Here is a 20,456-nt window from a genome sequence, read left to right on the forward strand (position 1 = left end):
TGTTACTTACGGCCCAGGTGCAGTACCCGGTTCAGTCCGTGACGCTGAGGTGCCTGCGCTGAGGCAATCAAATCCTCGATCTTGGTGAGCTTTCTCCGTACGGAACCTTCTGCGGCACCGACCTGGAGTTCCGTCTGATCGATTCGCTGCCAGCCGACACTGTCGATGACGTTGGGCTGGCGCGACCGAACCAGCTTCCCGATCTCCCTGACCTTGGGTTGCGGCTCTGGCAGCGTGCCCGCGTTGAAGTCCGCCACAAGGTTGTCCACGGTTTCTTTGGCACACGACTTGTTGGTGCCGATGAAGCCCGATGGCCCTCGTTTGATCCAGCCGCAAACATACGCACCCGGGAGTTGTGATCCGCCCGCGCGGTTCAGCACCCGGCCGGCCTCGTTCGGGATCACTGCGCGGTCGTAGTCGAATGGCATCCCCGCGAGCGGTTTGCCCCGGTAGCCGACTGAACGAAGGACCAGGCCCGCGTCAATCACCTCAGCGTTCGCTGTCGGCTGTGGACGAACCTTGCCGTCGTCACCCGTCACAAGTTTGTTGTGTACGACACTGACTCCGGTGACGTGGGTATCGCCAAGGATTCCGGTGGGTGATGCGAGGTAGCGGAAGACGATGCGGCGCTCGTTGCCGCCGCCCGGAATCCGCAGTGCGATCTCCTCTGCCAGTTCAATTTTTCGTTCGATCTGCGGGTCGAGCGTGCCATCAGCGCGCAGCTGCACGGTCTGCTCGTCGAGGACGAGCTCGTCCTTGTCGATGACAAACTCGGCTTTGTGTTTGCGGATGAGGCCGTGGAACTCCGGCAGCGTGTACGCCGCTTGGGCCGCGCCGCGCCGTCCAAGAAGGACCACTTCGCGAATCTTGCTGTCGCGCAGCGCCTCGAGCGCATGCCTGGAGATGTCTGTCTTCGCAAGTTCGTCGGGGTCTGTAGTGAGAATCCTCGCGACGTCCAGCGCCACGTTGCCGTTGCCCACGATGACAGCGCGTTCATGGCTCAGGTCGAAGTTCCGGTCGGCGTAGTCGGGATGGCCGTTGTACCAGGCAACGAATTCAGTAGCGGCTACGCTGCCCTCGAGTTCCTCGCCGGGGATGTTGAGGTGGCGGTCGCCGGATGCACCGTACGCATAGACCACGGCGTGATGGTGCGCCGCCAGTTCCTCCGGTGTGATGTCCTTGCCTACCTCAACGCCGAGGTAGAACTCGAAGTTGTCCTGGGCAGCAATCATCCCGAACAGCCCAGTCACCTTCTTGGTGGACTGGTGGTCCGGTGCCACGCCATAACGGACGAGACCGTGCGGGGTGGGCAGCTTCTCGAACACGTTGACTTGGACGCCGCGCTGCTTGAGCAGTTCATCCGCGACGTACAGCGCCGCTGGGCCAGAACCGACAACAGCTACGCGCAGTTTCGCGGTCTGATCAGCGATTACTTCGGAAACGGGAACGAGCGCAAGGGGTGTCCGTGGGCGCGGTTCACGAAAGAAGTCTTCGTTGATCTGTGCATACTCCGCGTGGCTGTCGGACAGCTTGGTGTGTGGCACGATCGCGTCGACTGGGCACGCTTCGGCGCATGCCCCGCAGTCCACACACGCCTCCGGATCGATGTAGAGCATCTCAGCCTGAAGGAAGTCAGGCGCGTCAGGCGTGGGATGGATGCAGTTGACCGGGCAGGCGAAGACACACGACGCGTCACTGCAACAAGACTGGGTGACGACGTGAGGCATGAGGTATCACGCCGCCCGAGTCAGGTTAGCGACGATCGTCTGGTCAGCTGTGGGCTCGCTGCGGAAGCGCGATTCGCGGCCGCCGATCCCGCAGAGCTTCCAGGCAAGCTTGCCGACCGGAGTCATCAGGCCAGAGTGGCGTGCGAGCGCGCGCACGTCACCAAAGATGTTGCGGAGCGTTTCCTTGGACTCGTCGGTATCCCAGTAGAGTTCCTTGAGGACTGACTTCGGGATATCGAACTTCTCGCCGAACTCCTTCGGCGGAATGACGATGATGTCGCACATCCAGCGCATGGTCACCGGGAACAGCACGGACAGCAGGTGCCGCTTCACGAGGTTTGCCTGGGGAACGTTGCGCTCAAGGTACTTATGCGCGAATGAGATGTGGCGGGCTTCCTCAGCAACGTGGATCTGCATCACGCGCTCGAGCATGGGGTGCATGTCACCACCAGCGCGAAGGATGCTCTTCTGCAGATGGTCGATGGGCTCCTCGCCACCGAGAACGAAGGTGAAGAACCACTCGGGGTAGAACTTCACGGCAATCTCAGCGAATGGCACGAGCTTGCGAAGCAGTCCCGTCATCCCGGGGACGTCCGCACCGATGCGGTTGACGCCTTCCTGGAACATCTGGGTGTGGTTGCACTCTTCGGCAGCCTCATGGGTGAGATAGCGGAACTCAGGGTTACCGTTATCGAGGTTCCATACGTACTGCATGATGCCGCGAATCAGGACGTTCTCGAAGTGCAAGCCGACGCGCATGATGTTGGCCTGGCGCCACATGCCCATTTCGATCTGCTTGTCCTCTGGCTGCGCCAGGTACCACGGGTGCCTGCCCAGTGGGTCAGCCTTCGGGAGAATCCACCGACGGTCTGTGGGGTCAATACGAAACTCAGGCGAGTCCCAGTCAATGTCCTCATAAGGGTCGAAGTGCTTGCGCACCGAACCTTCGGACAGGGTCTGCAGAGCATCGGTGTACTCGTCGTTTACCACCGGAGCATCATTGCTTCCGGCAGCAGAGTCTCGACCGGTCTTCACAGCGTCATCAATGGAAAGCGTCATTGCTACCCCTCGCGGTGTCTTGGTCACATTGTCCCACATTGAACCTAAAGCTATGCGGACAACAGAATCATGTCAACGTTCATTGGCACAATCAAAGTTGGCGCAAATCGGATTACCCCGTCCGGACCTGGCAACCAGCTGGATCTCCGCTCACGCGGTGTGCTGAGGATCACGGCTCGGCAACTCACGCGCTCTGACTCAACCGCGCAATCCGTACCTGCTCGGCAGTGGGCTCACTACGATAACGCGATATAGGACCATCAATCGCAAGGAGTTTCCACAACCGGCGGGCAATAGGGTTCATCAGCCCGGTGTCCCAGGCCAAGGTACGAACATCCGCGAAAATGTTCTGGAGAGTCTCCCGCGATTCAGGGCTCTTCCAGTACAGCTCACGCATCACTGAGCGCGGAATGCCGAACGTCTTGCGGAACTCCCTCGGCGGCACCGCGATCATGTCCCCCATGATCCGGAAAGTCAGCGGCGTCAGCAGCGAGAGCGCGAATCGGCCGACCGCCCCCATGCCACTTACATGCCGGCGCAGATACTCGTGCGCGAACGAGATGTGGCGTGACTCTTCGGCGACATGAATCTGCATGACCCGCTCGAGGAGTGGGTGGACCTGACCGCCGGAACGCAGCACCGTCTTCTGCAAATGGTCAATCGGCTCTTCGCCGCCGATGATCATTGTGAAGAACCACGTCGGGAAGTAACGCACCGCAGGCCAGATCGCCAGGGTGAGCTTCCGGTCGATGGGTCCCATTCCAGGAACGTCCACACCGGCGCGATTCACCAGTTCCTGAAACATCAGAGTGTGGTTGCACTCTTCAGCGGCTTCGTGCGTGATGTAGCGGAACTCCGGATCACCGTTCCCCAGAGAGAACATGTACTGCATCAGCCCGCGGATCAGCAGTTGCTCGAAGTGGAGACCTACCCGGCACATGTTGGCCTGGCGCCAGATCCCAATGGCGATCTGCTTCTCCTCCGACTGGGCGAGGTACCAAGGATGCCGGCCAAGCGGATCTGCCGGAGGCAATATCCAGCGCTTGTCGGCTGGATCGATCCGAAAGTCCGGCGAGTCCCAGTCAATGTCGAGATACGGATCGAAACGCCGATGGACCGACCCTTCGGACAGTGTCTGAAGGACCTGCCCGTAACTGGCGTTCGCCTCGCCGGAAAACTCGTCGGTGTTGACCGGAGCATCTTTGCGCCGCACCTCGGAGTTCCGGACCGACGTCACAGCGTGAACATTGGAGTGCGCCATTGCAACCCCTCACAAGTGGTGTTAGTCACAGGTTTCTGTTGACGTTTTGAACATATTCGAACGGCTCAATCTTGTCAACGCGTATTGGCACAATTGTTATTGACCATCATTTTGCCTGGTCAGAGACGCCAACATGAGACACGTCACATCGTGCAGCGACTGTGAGGCTCGGCCGAATAGGCGATGGCCCGGCGACTTCTTGAATCATTCGGCATATGCTGTCTCACATACTATGCCACCCAGCATATTGCGGGTGAGCTGCCTAGGCGGAGTCTTCCGGTCCCGCCGCCATTTCACAGCCAGGAGACATCATGGTCAGCACCGTCAGCTCTGCATTCAGCCGTGTGGGCGCGGCGGCAGCGAAATACGCCTGGTGGGTCGCGGGGTTCTGGGTCATTGCGCTCGTGACGCTCAACGTGCTCTTTCCCCAGCTTGAGAAGGTTATTGCCGACAACTCGGCGGCATTCATTCCGGAGAACAACCAGGCGAGCATCGCCATCACAGAGATGTCACGGGACTTCGGAAACCCCGATTCGTCCGCTGTCGGATTCTTCGTCATGGCGAACGAAAATGGCTTCGGGGATGCTGATCGTGCCTACTATGACGCGCTCGCGAAACGCCTCGTCGACTCCCCTGACCACGTCGCCTACATCCTCGACCTGCAGACCACACCGGAAGCACGTGAGCTCAGCACCAGCGAGGATGGCAAGGCGGTCACCCTGATGACTGTGCTGCACGGCGACAACGGCACTACCGAGGCCACGCAGGCAACTAGCGCCGTGCGCGAGATCGCCTCATCGATCGACAAACCTGACGGACTCGACGTGAAGTTCAGCGGGCCTGTCGCGACGACGTCCGATCAGCTTCAAGCAGTCGAACACGGCATGCTAGTAATCACCGGGGTGAGTGTGATCCTGATCAGCATCGCGCTGCTGTTTGCCTACCGGCGTGTCATGTCAGTCGCGTTCGCACTGCTGATCTTAGGCTTTGGGCTCGGTCTCGCGCGGCCTGTAGTGGGGATCCTCGGCCAGGCCGGGATTCTCGAGATGTCGATGTTCACCGCAGCGCTCATGACTGCGCTGGTCATCGGCGCCGGCACCGACTACGCGGTATTCATCATCGGCAGATTTCACGAAGCGCGGCGGAGCGGGCGATCACTGCCCGACGCTATCGCTGATGCTGTCGGGGGCATCGCGACGGTCATCATTGCCTCGGGCCTCACCATCGCTGCTGCCTGCATGGCGATGCTCTTCACGGAGGTGGGAATCTTCCGCACCGCTGGCCCGCCGATTGCGGTCGGCATCCTCATCTCGCTCACGATCGCACTGACACTCGGGCCCGCGCTTCTCGCTATTCTGGGCCGCCGCGGCGGCGCTGACCCGCTCATGGACGGCGGCCGCAAGGCTGAACGCCGCTGGCGGCGGATCGGAGCGCGGGTCGTCCACCGGCCGCTGACAGCCTTCTTCCTCTGTATTGCAGTAATCACGCCGCTCGTCGCAGTCGCCTTCACATACGAACCAAATTTCGATGAGTTCAGTGCGCAGCCTGCAGACTCCGAAAGCAATCAGGGCTATCAGCTCGCAAACAACCACTTTCCGTACAACGAGCTGCTCCCCGAGTACGTGATCGTGCGGACTGATCACGACATGCGCACCAGTGCGGATCTCGCAGCCCTCGAGTTGATTGCGCAGTCCGTCTCACAGGTCGAGGGCGTTAGCCTCGTCCGATCCATCACCCGGCCGGACGGCACGCCGCTCCCCGAGGCATCGCTTGGCTACCAGGCTGGAATTGTCGCGGACGGCCTGACGGAGGCAACTGAGCGGATCGCTGCTTCCCAGCCAGAACTGCTACGGCTAGCGGAGGGCACGACAGAATTGGCCGACGGCGCGGAAACTGCTCGTCAGCGACTTCCTGAACTTGTCACCGGCACTGACGAGGTGACCGGGCTAGCCAACGACATCCTTACCACTGTGGAATTACTGGAGGTGACTGTTGATGAAGCGTCCGGCGGGGAGATGGACCTCGGTGGTGCAGTCGCGGAAATTCACACCACCGCTTATGCGCTCAGCGACGTAGCGGGGCTTCTCGCCTCGAACGCCGCCGCAATCACGACCTCATCGGGCATGCTCAACAACGTCTTCGGCCCCGCACTGCGGGGAGGGTGTGGCGACCTCCAGTGTTCCGCAGTCCACGCAGCCCTTCAGCGCGCGGACGACGCAACCGGCGGAAATGCGTCCCAGGCGCTGCGCTCCGCAATCGACGGTGGCCAGAACCTCGATGAGACGACGGCCAGAATAAGCGCACTCTCCGCGCGTATGCACCAGATCGCCTCCCAGTTAGAGACGTCGCTGGGCGCCCTCGCCGATCAAGGCTCAACCGCATCCGCACGTGAGCGGCTCACAGATCTCACCGCCGGTGTCCGCGAACTCGCTGACGGTGTGGGGCAGTTAGCTGCTGGAGCCCGTGAGATCTCGGACGGCACCCAGCGGATTCCCCAGATCCTCAACGAACTGGCACAAGGCCTGCAACTCGCGTCGGGACATCTCGGCGGGATGCGTACCGGCGCACTCAACGGGCCCGGGTCCGGGTTCTATCTCCCAGACTTCGCACTCGAGGAGCCCCGATTCGTCACAGCCAGTCAGTTTTTCCTGTCCCCAGACGGGAAAACTGCACGGATGGTCGCACTTTCCGGAGGCAGTGTGCTCAGCCGAGAGTCGTTCGACCGGATCGACGCAATGCGGGCAGCGGCACAGTCCGCGACCGATAACACCGTACTGCACGATGCAGACGTCACTTCAACAAGCTTCGCGGCCGTGTACAGCGACCTCGAAGGCGAAATCAACAGTGATTTCAGGCTCGTCGCGCTCATTGCCCTCGCGGCCGTCACACTCATTCTGGTCGCGATGCTGCGAAGCATCGTCGCACCGCTCGTCATCATGGTGTGGGCGCTCGTCTCCTACATCGCCACCATCGGCATCGGAGTGGTCGTCTGGCAGCATCTCCTCGGAGTGCCCCTGCACTGGTCGGTGATCCCGATCTCGTTCGTGGTGTTAGTAGGCGTCGGCGCCGATTACAGCATGCTCGTCATCACGCGGATCCGGGAGGAATCGGCTGCCACCCTCCGTGGCGTCCGGTCCCCCGACGGCGGGCTACGCCTTGGTGTGATTCGTGCGCTCGGCTCAACTGGCGGCGTGATCACCGTCGCGGGTGTCGTGTTCGCGATCACGATGTTCGCGCTGATGTCCGGTGGGGTCTACCTCTTGGCGCAGCTTGGTTTCGTCGTGGGCATCGGCCTGATACTCGACATCCTTTTAGTCCGCACGGTTCTCGTGCCGTCAACGCTGCTTCTCCTGGGCAAGGTGTCATGGTGGCCCGCAAGAAGCTAGCGTGCCTAGGGTGAATACGAGAAAGGAGATCGTTTGCCCTCTGACAGGAGAATGCGTTTAGGCATTGTTGCCGACCCGGGTCTGGCAGCACGCCTAGTTCAGAGTGTGGCGAAGCAACTGCCGTCCGAGTTACGGGAGCAAGTCCACCAAAGCGGCGAGTACGACATGGAAGTTGTAGTCCGTTCGCTCCCCCTCAACGAGGATGGTGTGCTCGATGTCAGTGCAACGGCGGCAGACCTCGCGCGTGAGCACGACTGGGATTTGACTGTCGTGGTCACTGAACTGCCACGCCGCGATGGGACACGGCCGCTGGTGGTCGACGCCCAGCCCGGACTTCGCACCGCGATAGTGTCCCTGCCGGCGCTCGGAGTCGTGCGGCTCCGTGCCCGTGTCACCGCTGCCATCGCGCGCGCGGTATCCGAGTTGCGTGCTTCCGGTGAGCCCTCCGAGGACACTCAGGTCTTCCAAACTTCGTCGGGGCTGCTGGGCCGCACCCGTCTCTTGATCGGCATGATCCGCATCAACCGTCCGTGGCGCCTCGTTCCGAGTTTGTCGAGCGCTATGGCGGCGGCAGCGGCTACAGCCGCCTTCGGAATCTTCTACTCCAGCATCTGGCAAATGGCGGCCTCGCTGAGTCCGCTGCGCCTGTCACTGATCAGTGTCATGTCGATCGCGGCGATGGTGACGTGGCTCGTCGCCTACAACCGGCTCTGGGATCCGCCGTCGCGCTACCACGACAAGGATCAAGCGCTCCTCTACAACGTGGCGGGTATCAGCTCCATCCTGGTGGGCGTGACCCTCATGTACATCTCCTTGTATGTGGCGACGGTCGTCGCCGCGTTCACGGTGATCTCCTGGGAATTCCTTGGTTCGACACTCGAGCGGCCCGCGGAATTCACGGATTACTTGGTGCTCTCCTGGCTCTCCGCATCGATGGGCACCATCGCGGGGGCACTCGGTTCGAGCGCTGAGGACGACGATGACATCAAACGTGCCACCTTCGGCAACCGTGAACGGGAACGCCGCAATGCGCGCTCAGATAACGCTAACGCGCCGGAAAACCGATCCGGTCAAGGTCATTAGCGATGACGATGTCACCGCTGAACTCCTCCGCTGCTTCGGCAGCAAAACGCTCGAATCCCTGCGCCGTGTAGCGTTCCGAGAAGTGCGTCAGCACGAGTTTCCGGACGCCAGCCTCGGCAGCGATACGCGCGGCCTGCCGCGCCGTCAGGTGAAGGTACTTCGCCGCTAGGGCAGATTCCGATGACAGATATGTTGCTTCGATTAAGAGCATGTCTACGCCCTTGGCGAGAGCGGCCGCGCCTGCGCACACGCCCGTATCCATGACGATGGCGAAGGAGCGCCCGCGCTCACGGTAGCTGTAGTCGGCGAGCGCAAGTACTTCACCGGTGGACGTAACGAGAGTGCCTTTGGCTTTGAGTTCACCCACACTAGGGCCTGCGACCCCTTTCGCTGCGAGCGCATCCGCGCGCATGTGCGTCTTCACCGGCTCCTCGATGCGATAGCCATAGACCGGGATGCTGTGGCGCAGCGGCAGCGCGGTGATCGGTGGATCGCCGAACGGCGCTGGACTCGGGCCTTCGAGCGGCCGAGCGGTAATGCTGTCAGTCGGCTGAAAATCGCTGGCCCAGCGGAGCCGCTGGAAGTACTCCTCGCCCGCAGCCGGATAAGCGACGTCGACGGGATGAGGCACGCCGTCGCGGGCGATCCGCTGAATTACACCGGGCAGTCCCAGGCAGTGGTCGCCGTGGAAATGCGTGATACACACCTGCGTGAGATTGTGCGCGGACAGTCCAGCACGTGACATTTGCTGCTGCGTGCCCTCACCCGGATCAAACAAATATCCCTGTGCGCCCCATCGGACAAAATAGCCGTTGTGGTTGCGCTTCCGCGTCGGTACCGCGCTTGCGGTACCGAGCACGATCAGCTCAAGCGCGGACACTCCGTATGCTGACTAGCCGAGAATGTCGCGCCGGACGATGGTCTGGTCACGACCGGGACCAACACCGATGCACGAAATTCGTGCTCCTGAAAGTTCCTCAAGCCGCAGCACGTAATCCTGTGCGTTCTTCGGCAGATCTTCGAAGGAGCGGGCGTGCGAAATATCTTCCCACCAGCCCGGCATTTCCTCGTATATCGGTTTCGCATGGTGGATGCCAGTCTGTGTCATCGGCATCTCATCGCAACGCTCGCCGTCTACGTGGTACCCGACGCAAATAGGCACGGTATCGAGTCCGGAGAGGACGTCCAGCTTCGTCAGGAAGTAGTCGGTGATGCCGTTGACGCGCGTCGCGTAACGTGCGATCACCGCGTCAAACCAGCCGCAGCGGCGCGCCCGGCCGGTGGTGACACCGACTTCGCCGCCATGCTTGGCCAGGTATTCACCGAACTCGTCGAATAACTCCGACGGGAATGGGCCGGACCCGACACGAGTGGTGTACGCCTTGAGAATGCCCAGCACTGTCGTGATTCGGGTCGGGCCAACGCCGGAGCCCACTGCCGCGCCACCTGCCGTGGGGTTGGATGACGTGACGAACGGATACGTACCGTGGTCGACATCGAGCATGGTGCCCTGCGACCCCTCAAGCAACACAATCTCGTCGCGGCTAAGGGCCTGATCAAGCAGGAGCCGCGTATCCGCGATCCGATGCTTGAAGCCGTCGGCTTGTCCAAGCACGTCGTCGACCACCTGGTCCGGGTCAAGCGCGCGGCGGTTGTAGATCTTCGTGAGGATCTGGTTCTTCACTTCCAGGGCTGCCTCGACCTTGCGGCGCAGGATGCTCTCGTCGAGTACATCCTGTGCCCGCACGCCGACACGGGCGATCTTGTCCTGGTAGCAGGGACCGATCCCGCGGCCAGTGGTGCCGATCTTTCGATTGCCGAGGAATCGCTCGGTGACCTTGTCGATCGCCACGTGGTAAGGCATCAGCAGGTGCGCATCCGCCGAGATCAGCAGCCGTGATGTGTCAACGCCACGCTTGTCCAGCCCTGACAGCTCTTCGAGCAGCACGGCCGGATCCACAACCACTCCGTTGCCAATCACGTTGGTGACACCGGGGGTCAAGATTCCGGAAGGGATGAGGTGCAGAGCGAAGTGGTCACCGTTCGGTAGAACGACGGTGTGACCTGCGTTGTTACCCCCTTGATAGCGGACGACCCATTGGACCCGTCCACCGAGAAGATCCGTCGCTTTGCCCTTGCCTTCGTCGCCCCACTGGGCGCCGATGAGGACGATTGCCGGCATTCCCTCACTCCTGTTGTTAGCATCCTGGCTGCGCTTGAGGCTAGCTCACTCCGTGCCGCTGCCCAGCTAGGCATTAAGGTCTGTATTCGCACACAACCAGACGTCAACCTTATCCCAGGAGTGCGTGTTGACCACCGTTGTCCTCGCATGCGGCGAGACACCAATCCCTCGGCAGCTTTCGGATCTGCATGTTCATGCGCTGGACACCGTACCAGGACGTGGCGATCTCGACCCACTGATCGCCACGGCCGAGAGAATCGTTGTCGTCGGCGAGGACGCGGCTCTGGCTGCTGTAGTCACCCGGCTGATGCGCCGCAAACGGCTCGAGGCCAAGGTCGCATACGTCACCCCGAAGAAAACGGCGGCCACCGCGCGGTACTCGCTGCCTACTGGTGACCGTGCGGCGCGCCTCGCAGTCGCGGGCGACGCGACCGAGGTGCCACTCATCCGGGATGACACAGGAGTCGCCGTCGTAGGGCGCGCACTTGTAGCTGGTCCGGCTGGGGGTGAACTGTTCGGCGAAGCGTACGTCGATGATGAGCGCTTATTCCTCGGCCCCGTGGGCGGTGTCGAAATCCGGCCGACAGTCGAGCTTCCTGGCTTGCGCGCGTCAGTGATCCGGGGTCGTCTGGTGCCGCGCAGATGGCTCTATGGCCGCGCGATCCAGCTCGGCGCGCATGAACTCACACTGACCCGCGATGGCATCCCGCACGCGCGCACTGTCAAGCGCTCGACTTTCTACCGGCACACCGAGCCGCTGCGCCTGGTGCGGGCTACCACGTGACGGTCTCCTCACAGTGCTCCTTTTCGCCTGGAGAGTCGATCTGCACAGTCGCGTGTTCGAGGCCGTAGCTGCTGAGAAGGCTTTTCGCTGAGCGGAGTACCGCTTGGTTGTCAGCACGCGTCGTCAGGTGCACGGTAACTACGTCCATGCCCGTCGTCAGCGTCCACACGTGCAAGTCGTGAACATTTTCGACACCTGGAATCGCCCGGAGATCGGCTTCAAGTGCGGGGACATCGACCGTCGCGGGCGATGCCTGCGTCAGGATCCGTAGCGCGGTGCGCGCGAGTGCGATAGCGCGTGGCACGATCCAGATCGAGATGAGCACGCCCACGACGACATCGGCGTACACCCACCCGAACGCGAGTGTGAGCACGCCGGCGACGAGCACACCAACACTGCTCACCGCATCTGCGAGCACCTCCATGTAGGCGCCCTTCATCGCGATGCTCTCTTTTGATCCGCTGCGCAGCAGATACAGCACCACGACGTTCGCGGCGAGACCGGCGAGGGCGACCAGGATCAACGGCACGCCGGGAACGTCTGGCGCGGCGCCGATGCGTCCAATCGCTTCGATGAAGATGTATACCGCGATTCCGATGAGCAGCATCGCGTTCGCTATCGCGGTCAGCACCTCAGCGCGATGCCAGCCGAAGGTCCGCTCGGGTCTGCGACTGCCGCGATGCGCAAGGGTCAGCGCCGCGAGGCCCATCAGCAGTGCTACGACATCGGTGAGCATATGGCCCGCGTCAGCAATGAGCGCAAGCGAGTTGATCATGAGGCCGACGGTGAGTTCGAGGACGAGGAAAACACTCAGGATCACGAGCCCAATGAGCATGCGCTTGATCCGTGCACGAGTGGGCTTCTCACCGGGTGTCACGCCGCCCATCCCGTGTCCGTGCCCGTGTCCGGAACCCATACCGCCTCCTTCGGTCGCCTCACATCCGACCCAAGTATGCACACATGCGCATTAGTTAATCAATTTTTGTGGTCTGGATCCCATTCTGAATCGGGCTCAACCGCGGGGTGCGGGACCGTGGGCGGCAAAGTCGCGAGTGCGGAGATGCGACTCATCCCGCACACCTGGAACAGGTCAACGATGACCGAACGTGCTTGCGCGAGAACGACGCCAGAGGAGAGGCCACCACCCGCCACGATTTCGTGTCTCGCCTGGCGCGCCACTGTACGCAGTCGCCGTGCTGCTTCCGCCTCGTCTGGCGGCTGTCCCGGATCAGCGATCACCATTCGACGGACCACCGCAGTGGCCTCGCCAAGGTCGCGCACCAGCGCGACAACTTCCGGATTGAGCTTCTCACCGTCTTTGACCAGTGTCAGCGCCCGCCTCGTCAGGACGCGGATATTGCGCAGCGCAGCGTCGATCGGGTCGGCGGTCTCCGCGATACGGCGGTGACGCTCTCGCGCTCCCCAATAGATCGGCGCTAACCTGCTGATATCCCGGCCAGCCTTCAGATCGCCACGTAGCTGATCAATCCCTGGCTGTGTAGCCCGCGCCTCTCGCAGGGCTTTCTCCAACAGAGTCGCGTCGGACCGTTCCAGACCGTCTGCCGCTTGACGTAGAACATCCCGTGCGACCCACAGCAGCGCCCCAGCATCACGGCGGGCCCGGCGAACCGGGTGGGTGGGCACCAGTGCGACAACAAGAATGCCCACCGCGCCGCCTACCAAGGCATCGGCCATCCGGCTGAATCCCAGACCGTCTTCAGGTGGCAGCAGCGTAGCGACCAAGACGCCGGATGTCGCCGCCTGCATCGTGATGATCGGGCCGCCGTCCACAAAAACCGCGACAGCCATCGCCATAGCGACGACGAGCGCGATCTGCGACGGCCCTGTGCCGATCCCCATCACGAGGACATCGCCAACGCCAATGCCGACGACCACCCCCGCTAGGAGTTCGAAGACGCGGCGCACACGTGTCGCAAGCGTCAGACCCAGTGAGACCACCGCAGCGATAGGCGCGAAGAAGGGCTGCGGGTTGCCGACCAGTTCTGTCGCAACCCACCACGCTAGCCCCGCGGCTATTGCGCACTGCAGAATCGGGACCGCGCTGAGCACCAGCCGCCGGACGGGGTCCTTCAGCGGTTGCGGGAGCCGTGCCGCAACCTTTGTCGAGGCACGCCGGATGAGCTGGTCAGCGTCTCTAACCGAGACCAAGTTGTTCTGCCGCCTGCGAGTCGCAATCCTCTAGCAGATCGAGGCATCGCGCGTACTCATCGCTCTCCCCGATCGCCTTTGCCGCGTGCGCCAGGGCACCGACCGCACGCAGGAAACCCTGGTTGCCCTCGTGGCTCCAGGGCACCGGACCGAATCCCTTCCACCCATGGCGGCGAAGCTGGTCAAGGCCGCGGTGGTAGCCGGTGCGCGCGAACGCGTACGCGGTGACGTTCTCGCCCGCGTCGAGGGCGCGTTCAGCAAGGGCAGCCCACGCGATTGAGGCTGTGGGATGCGCGGCTGCCACCTGCTCCGGGTCAGCCTTGTTCAGCAGCTGTGACTCGGCTTCCTCGTCGCCAGGAAGGTAGACGGGCTGAGGGCCGAGAAGATCACCAAATGAACTCATGGCTCACATGCTATGCCGGGCAGCGGGAGTTTGGTTTCGCCCACCTCTCAGCGACAGATTTGGAGGTTGTCGCTTGGAGGTGGGCGAACAGAAACTCAGTTGGCGGTGAACAGCAGCCAGCTCGGTGCCGCGGGATCCAGTTCGATGTGCTGGGGCGCGAGACCCGTCGCTACCAGATCAGGAATCAGCGGTATGTAACGAACGATGCTGGACGCGGAGACGCTCACTCGAAGCCGGTGCCCGGCCTTGAGCAGGGCGTCGGTGTGCCGCAGATCGATATCCAGCACCGTCGGTTCCCCGGGCGTCACGGGCAGCACTGATTCCCGCGTAAGCGGATGGACCGCGTCGATGTAGTCCCCATCCGGGGTCGTTTGGCTGCGCGCGGCGTCAATCGCGCGGCGTGACGCCAGGAGGCCCCCGCTGGTCACCGTCGTTGACGTGCCGTCGGGCGCCACATCAGACACAGTGACGTGCCAGAACCCCTCGGGCATGTCATGGCGCGTTACCAGCCGTAGATTCATCGGACCCGAGATCTGCGTGGCTTCCGCCACAGGTGCCGTCGTGAACGTTACGGCGTCCCGTTCCGCAGTTCGGCCGTCACGCGTGCATTGCGACCCGAATATCGCAAAGAGACCAGCGGTGCCTTGCGCTGCGTCACGCGAACAGACGTTCTCAATACCGGGCGCAACACTCAGCCGGGCGGGCGCGCCCGGCTGGTCTTTTAGCGAGCCGTCGTGCACCGCGTGCGCAGCTGTACCGCTCGGCGCGGCGTCGAGGTAGAGCTTCCGGTATTCCGACCCTGGCCGCGGAATACTGGACGACACTGTCCATCCGCTACCCATCTGATCCGACACAATGGGCCCGTAGTTCTCGATGCCATTCGGTACCCCTCGAACCCAACGGTCGAACCACGCGCGTTCCAGCACGTCGAGCCGTGGAGGCTGACCTGCCCCGCCCATGCGCCAGCCCGGATTGACGTGATAGTTCTCCCCCATGACCAGCTTCTTCTCCGCCACCGGAAGTTGCAGCCGGTCATAGATGCGGACCTGGCCACGGGCGAAGATGTCTTGATAAGCCCCGAATACGAAGGTCGGAACATCGATACGCTCGATCTGCGGATTGAGCCCCCAGAAGAATGGCCCGTCGTGAGCTGCAACTCCCTCAGCGAACAAGGCCCCCTCAACAAATTCCTCACCCATCACGAACGGCTCGGCCATCCGATCGGCCAGCCATCCCGGATCAAACTCACCGGACAGCAGCGCATCAAGGGAGGGCAGGAACTTCAGCGTGTTCACAAGGGTGAGCCACAGCGGCATAAATCCGATACCGCCTGCACCGCCTGTCATCACGATGTCGTGGGCGAGGTCCTCCGCTGGCTCGACCGCGAACACCGCTTTCAGTGACGGTGGCCGGTGTGACGCAGCCTGCAGGCTATTGATCGCCGAGTACGAAATGCCCGCCATCGCCGCTGAGCCGTCAGACCACGCTTGCTTGCTGATCCAGTCGAGAATCTCGACGCTGTCTTGCTGCTCGCGCGCCTGTAAGACGTCCCACACGCCCTGGGAGTAGCCCGTCCCTCGTACGTCCACTACAACCTGCGCGTACCCGTTCTGGATGAGGTCGCGGTTGACCCCGAGCAGTCGGGGTCCACCGCCGAGAAGCACCGTCGCGATCTCCTCGACCCCATCAAAAGGTGTTCCCGTGAGGTTGGCGTCACGCACAACCGCCTGCAAGAGCGGGCCCAGTTCGGGATGCTCCGTGATTGCGTCGACCAGGGTGTTCGCGAGCCGCGTATACGGAGTCAGGTTGAGCACCACTGGCAGCGGCTCGCGCACCGGCTGCCCAGCGGCGTCAGCAGGCCGGTAGACCGTGGCGCGCAGAGTCACGCCGTCGCTCATGACAATCGGAACGTCTTCTTCCACCGCGATCGACGGATACTGGGGCGTCGAGTCGACAGCCTGACTCCATCGCTCCCCGGCGGTACCCCCATCGGGGGGAAGGCTTTGCTGAGCGTTCGCGGGCGCGATCGGAATCAACAATGCTGCGGTGAGCAACAGGCCCGCAGATTTCAGGAAACGCCCCAACGCTCCGCCTTACTTCAGGGCCCAGATCGGCCGGGCCATCTCTCAGATGGGTCACAATGCAATCTCGAAATGACATTGATCACAGAGAAAGATAGCACGCACTTTCTAATTGCGGTTAACGAATCGGCCGATCCGGACTCACTGGTCCGGCAGCACGGGCCCCGGAACACCGTCATGCGCAACGAGCGCCTCATCGCGGCCGAGTGGCGGCCCCGCGGTGAGGAGCCGGAGAATCGGCCCGGGGGCGGGCGCCGAATCAGACTCGAGCCCGAGCGCTGCCGCTTCCGCAGCGGAGGGGATCCCGAATCGCACTCCCGTGTCCGAGACATAGACCGGAGTACCAGAGGGAAGCGCCAGCTTCGCACCGCCAGTGCCTACAGGGTGCACAAACCGGCCACCGCCTGGTGCGACGTATACCTCGTCGGCGAGCATTTCGTCAGCATGAGCCGCACTGACGCGCTGCACCAACTGAGCGCCGTCCGGAACCGGCAGCGACGCCCCCGCGAGGACTTTGAGCGCAGCGCTGCCATCTACCGGCGTCCAGGACAGGCAAGCGACAGGAGCGTCGATCACGGTGGGCGCGACCGCTGGGTACGCATCGATCGGAAGGTCCTCACGCGGCGGTACACGCTTCAGCGCATCCGGTGGCACGACAGGGATCTCACCAGCACCCAGGGAATCAGCGAATCGAAGCAGATCCGCGATCGCCTCGCCTACCGGCTGGACGCCATCGCGGACGATAACGTAGTGCTGGGAACGGCCAGCCTGGTTGACGCGCACCACCGAGCCGACTTTCCGTCCACTGAAGTGAGCAGAAGGCTCGTCGCTCCCTTCGATCACAGGCGGGGCGAGCGGCGGCACTTCGGGCACCGCATTGAGCAGTCCCGCGCTCACTGACCGCGGCTGCACACCCTCCAGTCCGTACGCACGCACCACCGCCAGATCCGAGAGGTCCACTCGCGCACGGACACCGTCGTAAATGAGAAAGTCCTGCTCGTCACGCCGTACGAGCAGGGCGTCGCGGTCACCTAATGCCCGTACATCGGCGAGGACCGGATCACCCGCAATCACCGCCGTACGGATGCTCTCCGGCCGCCCGGCCGCGCCTCCAGGCAAAGAATCACACACCGTCCACGCACCACCCGTGGCTGCGTCTACCCGCAACGTCTGTGGGGCACCCGGTATACCAAGCAACGGTCCACGCGGATACTTCGCCAGGTCATCTTCACTGACCATCGCTGGCTCGGCTGCGTCCTCGAGAATCAGCCTCGCCGAGGCGAGATTGAGCACCGGGTGGAACACGTCGTCGACGCGCACAAACATTGCGCCCGAATCCCGCCCCACCGCGATCGATGCGTCCCGAACCTTGTCCTGGGGCCACAGCACCGCGAGGACACCAGCACCAGCGATTCCGAGCATCGCGATGACCAATCCGACCGCCAGCGCCCGATTCTGCGATCGGAGCGGATCACTGAGCATGCGCGCGTCCTTGCGGATAAGCGCATGCTCCATACGCCGTAACAGGAAGCGATACCCACTGACTTGGGTACGCGTCGTCACATGGCCCGCCACTGTTCCTCCCCTGAACTTGCGGTACAAGCCTGTGAACCCCGATAATTCCCCCAAACGGGGCACACTCGTAGCAGGGTAGAACGCTGGGGGGCGTTTTTCCATTCGCGCAGGTCAACGTCCAGACCGCGCGGGCGAGTGCCGCCATTGATTGGGGGGACATGGACGTTCACATCGCGCGCGTGCTTCAGCGCCTACCCATCCGCGGCATGGTCGCCGCGCAGATCGCAGTGCTCTGCGCCATCGTGACAGGCACTATCGCGCAGTTGCCGCCGGTCACAATCGTGAGCGGCGCGGCGCTGCTCGCAATCCTGTGTATTGCGACGTGGCGCGGACGGCTCATAGTCGACTGGGCGGCTGCCCCTCTCACTGCTCACGCGACGGAGTTTGCCGAGGAGCCAGATCCGATCGGCCGTGTGTTCAGCGTGCCGCTCAGCCAGGTCACCGGCATTGAGGCACCTGGCGCCACTGCCATCGGAATACACTGCTGCGGCACCTCCAATGCCGCAATCCTCGAGATCACCAGCGCGCCACTAGTGCCCGCCGCGTTCGGTCGTGACTCGTACGCCGGTGAGGCCGCCGTGCCCATGAGAGCCTTCTCGAAGCTACTCGACCAGTACGGATTCGCGCTCAGCGGTATCGACGTCGTTACCCATGGGCTCAAAGGCACCACCGAACATCCGATCGGCCAGCATTACGCCCGTCTCATCGCACCGCTGCCCGCCGCCAGTCACCGGCGCACCTGGATCGTGCTCCGCCTCGACACACTGGATTCGTGGCGTGAGATCCAGCGGCGCGGTGGTGGCGATGCCGGGATCGGTCAAGCGCTCGCGGTAACCGCGGTGCGCGCACAGCGGCAATTAGCCGCCGAAGGCTTCGGAACCACGCCATTGACCGCTGCGGACATCAAACGCATAGGCCAGCGCGCTCCGCGATTTGATCGCATCTATGCTCTGGGCGCTCCGGGGCTCACCCCCGAGCAGATGCTGCCAGTGTGGCAACCTGCCACCTCGCTCACGGCTCTGACCCTTCAGCTGCGCCGCTTGCGAGAGAACGCCAACTGCACCGAAACTCGGTACGGCGTCACGGCGATAGCTGGCCATGCGTCGACGCCAGATGTGCAACGAACGCCGATCCCAGTCGCGCACGCCGTGCCGCTTTCCGGACACGGCGATCTCGTCCAGCAGATCCTGCTGCCGCTCGGTTCGCGTGACGCCGCCGCGATGTCCGGCACCCTCGGACAAGCGCGATTCACGGCAGACAAATTACCGCGCCTCCACATGCCGGCCGGAGGGTGCGGCCAACTCATTGGTACAGACCAGATGGGGCGTGCGATCACAATTCCGCTCGCATCTAGTTCTGTCCGGTACGCCATGGTCGCAGGCCGCGCCCAGCTAGCGCAGCAACTCGTCATACGCGCCGTCGCCACTGGTGCGCACGTTCGCATCGCGACGAATCGGCCACACGTCTGGGCACCGCTCATTCCAAATCGGAGCCTCACCCAAGGACCAGGGGTCATCGCCTTCGCCGAACAGCCATGGGTGGCCCCCGCGACAGAAACACACCGCCTACTCGTCGTGGACGACCCTGATTACCACCCGGCGCGCCAGCCTGGCCTCACCATCCTCGAGGTTCGCGGGATGCCTGTCGACGGCACCGCGCATGATCGCGAAGTCGATGCCCCGCCGTCTGAACCAGACGTCACCATCGAACAGTCGCGGCACGCCGCCAGTCAGTTACGTGTCACGATTGGGGGCCGTCACCTCGACCTCAGCATCGTTACCTACCCGGAAGAGATGGACTACCTCACCCGTCCGGGCAATACGGGCCGGACAATCAGTTCTCAGCCGGAATCTGAGGGTCCGCGAGCGAGACGGGTTCACGCACACGCCGGGTAGCTTCAGAACGCGCCCGGAGTTCGTTGTCCGGTGGATAGTCAACCCGGACGAGGCTCAGTCCGTGCGCAGGAGCAACAGTGACAGAACTGGCGCGCGCCCGCTCGCTCAGCAGAGACAGAATCCACTCAGGCTCACGGCGACCCTCGCCCACCGCGAGGAGTGCGCCAACCAGGCTGCGCACCATAGACCAGCAGAACGCGTCAGCGCTGACATGTGCGACATGCAGGTCACCGGTCGTTACCCAGTCCAGGCGCTGAATCTCCCGCACCGTCGTGGCGCCCTCACGATGCCGGCAGAACGCCGCAAAATCGTGCAGCCCCACGAGGTGGCGGGCAGCGGCCCCGATGCGCTCTGTGTCGAGTTTTCGCGGCCATGCGAGAGTGTCACGCGCCCGCACTGGTTCCGCGCCGTACGGCGCAGTACTAACGCGGTACTGGTAGTGGCGCCGCATCGCCGAGAACCTCGCGTCAAAGGCTGGGTCGGCGACCGTAATATCGGTGATCCGCACGTCTACCGGCAGCAGCCGGGCGAACCGGCGCACGAGCCGTGAGAGATCCTCCGGCACAACTGTTGCCGGCACATCCATGTGCGCCACCTGGCCGGCTGCATGGACTCCCGCGTCTGTGCGGCCAGCGCATGTCAGTTCGATCGGTGTCCGCAACACGAGCGACAGCGCCTCCTCGAGCACGCCCGCCACAGTCCGTTGGTCGCGCTGTCGCGCCCAGCCGGCGAAGCCTGTTCCGTCGTAGGCGATATCGAGCCGCAGCCGGACAGCGGAAAGCCCGCCATCCCCAACTGGGGAGGCGGGCTTTTCTTCCTGAACTTCTTCAGGTGTCACGCCGATGCGGTCC

15 protein-coding genes are annotated in these 20,456 nt (G+C 63.0%); 4 read left to right on the forward strand and 11 right to left on the reverse strand.

The window, feature by feature from the left end; translation table 11 throughout:
- Nucleotides 1-2 precede the first annotated feature (2 nt).
- The 3 genes from FHU29_RS09985 to FHU29_RS09995 all read right to left on the reverse strand — a co-directional run bounded on the left by FHU29_RS09985 (nt 3) and on the right by FHU29_RS09995 (nt 4,047).
- A complete protein-coding gene (locus FHU29_RS09985) occupies nt 3-1,727 on the reverse strand; it encodes an FAD-dependent oxidoreductase (protein WP_064441034.1) in 1,725 nt (574 codons plus the stop codon).
- A gap of 6 nt (nt 1,728-1,733) precedes the next feature.
- On the reverse strand, nt 1,734-2,786 hold the full coding sequence (locus tag FHU29_RS09990) for an AurF N-oxygenase family protein (protein ID WP_232323002.1): 1,053 nt from the start codon (nt 2,784-2,786) through the stop codon (nt 1,734-1,736).
- A 184-nt stretch (nt 2,787-2,970) separates the two neighbouring features.
- Nucleotides 2,971-4,047 (reverse strand): AurF N-oxygenase family protein, encoded by a 1,077-nt coding sequence (locus tag FHU29_RS09995; RefSeq protein ID WP_083962390.1) that lies wholly within the window; start codon nt 4,045-4,047, stop codon nt 2,971-2,973.
- A 311-nt stretch (nt 4,048-4,358) separates the two neighbouring features.
- Here FHU29_RS09995 and FHU29_RS10000 point away from each other — a divergent pair, with 311 nt between their 5' ends.
- Both FHU29_RS10000 and FHU29_RS10005 read left to right on the forward strand, forming a co-directional pair.
- Nucleotides 4,359-7,433 carry an MMPL/RND family transporter gene (locus FHU29_RS10000; protein ID WP_064441035.1) on the forward strand — a complete coding sequence of 1,025 codons (3,075 nt, stop codon included), beginning with the start codon at nt 4,359-4,361 and terminating at the stop codon, nt 7,431-7,433.
- 51 nt (nt 7,434-7,484) lie between these two features.
- Nucleotides 7,485-8,516 carry a hypothetical protein gene (locus FHU29_RS10005; RefSeq protein ID WP_064441036.1) on the forward strand — a complete coding sequence of 344 codons (1,032 nt, stop codon included), beginning with the start codon at nt 7,485-7,487 and terminating at the stop codon, nt 8,514-8,516.
- Here FHU29_RS10005 and FHU29_RS10010 read toward each other — a convergent pair.
- Both FHU29_RS10010 and FHU29_RS10015 read right to left on the reverse strand, forming a co-directional pair.
- Nucleotides 8,479-9,396 carry a ribonuclease Z gene (locus FHU29_RS10010; RefSeq protein WP_064441037.1) on the reverse strand — a complete coding sequence of 306 codons (918 nt, stop codon included), beginning with the start codon at nt 9,394-9,396 and terminating at the stop codon, nt 8,479-8,481. The two genes, FHU29_RS10005 and FHU29_RS10010, sit on opposite strands and share 38 nt — an antisense overlap.
- 12 nt (nt 9,397-9,408) lie before the next feature.
- Nucleotides 9,409-10,698, reverse strand: coding sequence for an adenylosuccinate synthase (locus tag FHU29_RS10015; protein WP_064441038.1), 1,290 nt, complete (start codon nt 10,696-10,698; stop codon nt 9,409-9,411).
- Between the two features lie 127 nt (nt 10,699-10,825).
- On the opposite strand from FHU29_RS10015, the gene FHU29_RS10020 reads away from it, so the two are divergent.
- Nucleotides 10,826-11,482 carry a hypothetical protein gene (locus FHU29_RS10020; RefSeq protein ID WP_064441102.1) on the forward strand — a complete coding sequence of 219 codons (657 nt, stop codon included), beginning with the start codon at nt 10,826-10,828 and terminating at the stop codon, nt 11,480-11,482.
- Here FHU29_RS10020 and FHU29_RS10025 read toward each other — a convergent pair.
- The 5 genes from FHU29_RS10025 to eccB form a co-directional block, all read right to left on the reverse strand.
- The gene (locus FHU29_RS10025; RefSeq protein ID WP_064441039.1) at nt 11,472-12,398 is read right to left on the reverse strand and encodes a cation diffusion facilitator family transporter; all 927 of its coding nucleotides are present in this window, start codon (nt 12,396-12,398) and stop codon (nt 11,472-11,474) included. The genes FHU29_RS10020 and FHU29_RS10025 overlap by 11 nt on opposite strands.
- Before the next feature lie 59 nt (nt 12,399-12,457).
- Complete coding sequence (locus FHU29_RS10030; RefSeq protein ID WP_183377528.1) at nt 12,458-13,651, reverse strand: FUSC family protein; 1,194 nt, start codon at nt 13,649-13,651, stop codon at nt 12,458-12,460.
- On the reverse strand, nt 13,638-14,054 hold the full coding sequence (locus FHU29_RS10035) for a DUF3151 domain-containing protein (RefSeq protein ID WP_064441040.1): 417 nt from the start codon (nt 14,052-14,054) through the stop codon (nt 13,638-13,640). Before FHU29_RS10035 ends, FHU29_RS10030 begins: the two co-directional genes overlap by 14 nt.
- A 95-nt stretch (nt 14,055-14,149) precedes the next feature.
- A complete protein-coding gene (locus FHU29_RS10040) occupies nt 14,150-16,138 on the reverse strand; it encodes a CocE/NonD family hydrolase (protein WP_064441041.1) in 1,989 nt (662 codons plus the stop codon).
- 138 nt (nt 16,139-16,276) lie between these two features.
- The gene (gene eccB / locus FHU29_RS10045; RefSeq protein ID WP_064441042.1) at nt 16,277-17,710 is read right to left on the reverse strand and encodes a type VII secretion protein EccB; all 1,434 of its coding nucleotides are present in this window, start codon (nt 17,708-17,710) and stop codon (nt 16,277-16,279) included.
- 158 nt (nt 17,711-17,868) lie between these two features.
- On the opposite strand from eccB, the gene eccE reads away from it, so the two are divergent.
- Nucleotides 17,869-19,605, forward strand: a complete 1,737-nt coding sequence (gene eccE / locus FHU29_RS10050) for a type VII secretion protein EccE (RefSeq protein WP_064441043.1) — start codon at nt 17,869-17,871, stop codon at nt 19,603-19,605.
- Here eccE and truA read toward each other — a convergent pair.
- Nucleotides 19,544-20,443, reverse strand: a complete 900-nt coding sequence (truA, locus tag FHU29_RS10055) for a tRNA pseudouridine(38-40) synthase TruA (protein ID WP_074390887.1) — start codon at nt 20,441-20,443, stop codon at nt 19,544-19,546. The two genes, eccE and truA, sit on opposite strands and share 62 nt — an antisense overlap.
- Between the last annotated feature and the right edge of the window lie 13 nt (nt 20,444-20,456).

Origin of the sequence: Hoyosella altamirensis, from assembly GCF_014191505.1 — a bacterium.
GTDB classification, from domain to species: Bacteria; Actinomycetota; Actinomycetes; order Mycobacteriales; family Mycobacteriaceae; genus Hoyosella; species Hoyosella altamirensis.

Bases quoted from the DNA above. Each gene is read 5' to 3' on its own strand.
- FHU29_RS09985 (WP_064441034.1), bottom strand. From the start codon at position 1,727: ATGCCTCACGTCGTCACCCAGTCTTGTTGCAGTGACGCGTCGTGTGTC.
- FHU29_RS09990 (WP_232323002.1), bottom strand. From the start codon at position 2,786: ATGACGCTTTCCATTGATGACGCTGTGAAGACCGGTCGAGACTCTGCT.
- FHU29_RS09995 (WP_083962390.1), bottom strand. From the start codon at position 4,047: ATGGCGCACTCCAATGTTCACGCTGTGACGTCGGTCCGGAACTCCGAG.
- FHU29_RS10000 (WP_064441035.1), top strand. From the start codon at position 4,359: ATGGTCAGCACCGTCAGCTCTGCATTCAGCCGTGTGGGCGCGGCGGCA.
- FHU29_RS10005 (WP_064441036.1), top strand. From the start codon at position 7,485: ATGCGTTTAGGCATTGTTGCCGACCCGGGTCTGGCAGCACGCCTAGTT.
- FHU29_RS10015 (WP_064441038.1), bottom strand. From the start codon at position 10,698: ATGCCGGCAATCGTCCTCATCGGCGCCCAGTGGGGCGACGAAGGCAAG.
- FHU29_RS10025 (WP_064441039.1), bottom strand. From the start codon at position 12,398: ATGGGTTCCGGACACGGGCACGGACACGGGATGGGCGGCGTGACACCC.
- FHU29_RS10035 (WP_064441040.1), bottom strand. From the start codon at position 14,054: ATGAGTTCATTTGGTGATCTTCTCGGCCCTCAGCCCGTCTACCTTCCT.
- eccE (WP_064441043.1), top strand. From the start codon at position 17,869: ATGGACGTTCACATCGCGCGCGTGCTTCAGCGCCTACCCATCCGCGGC.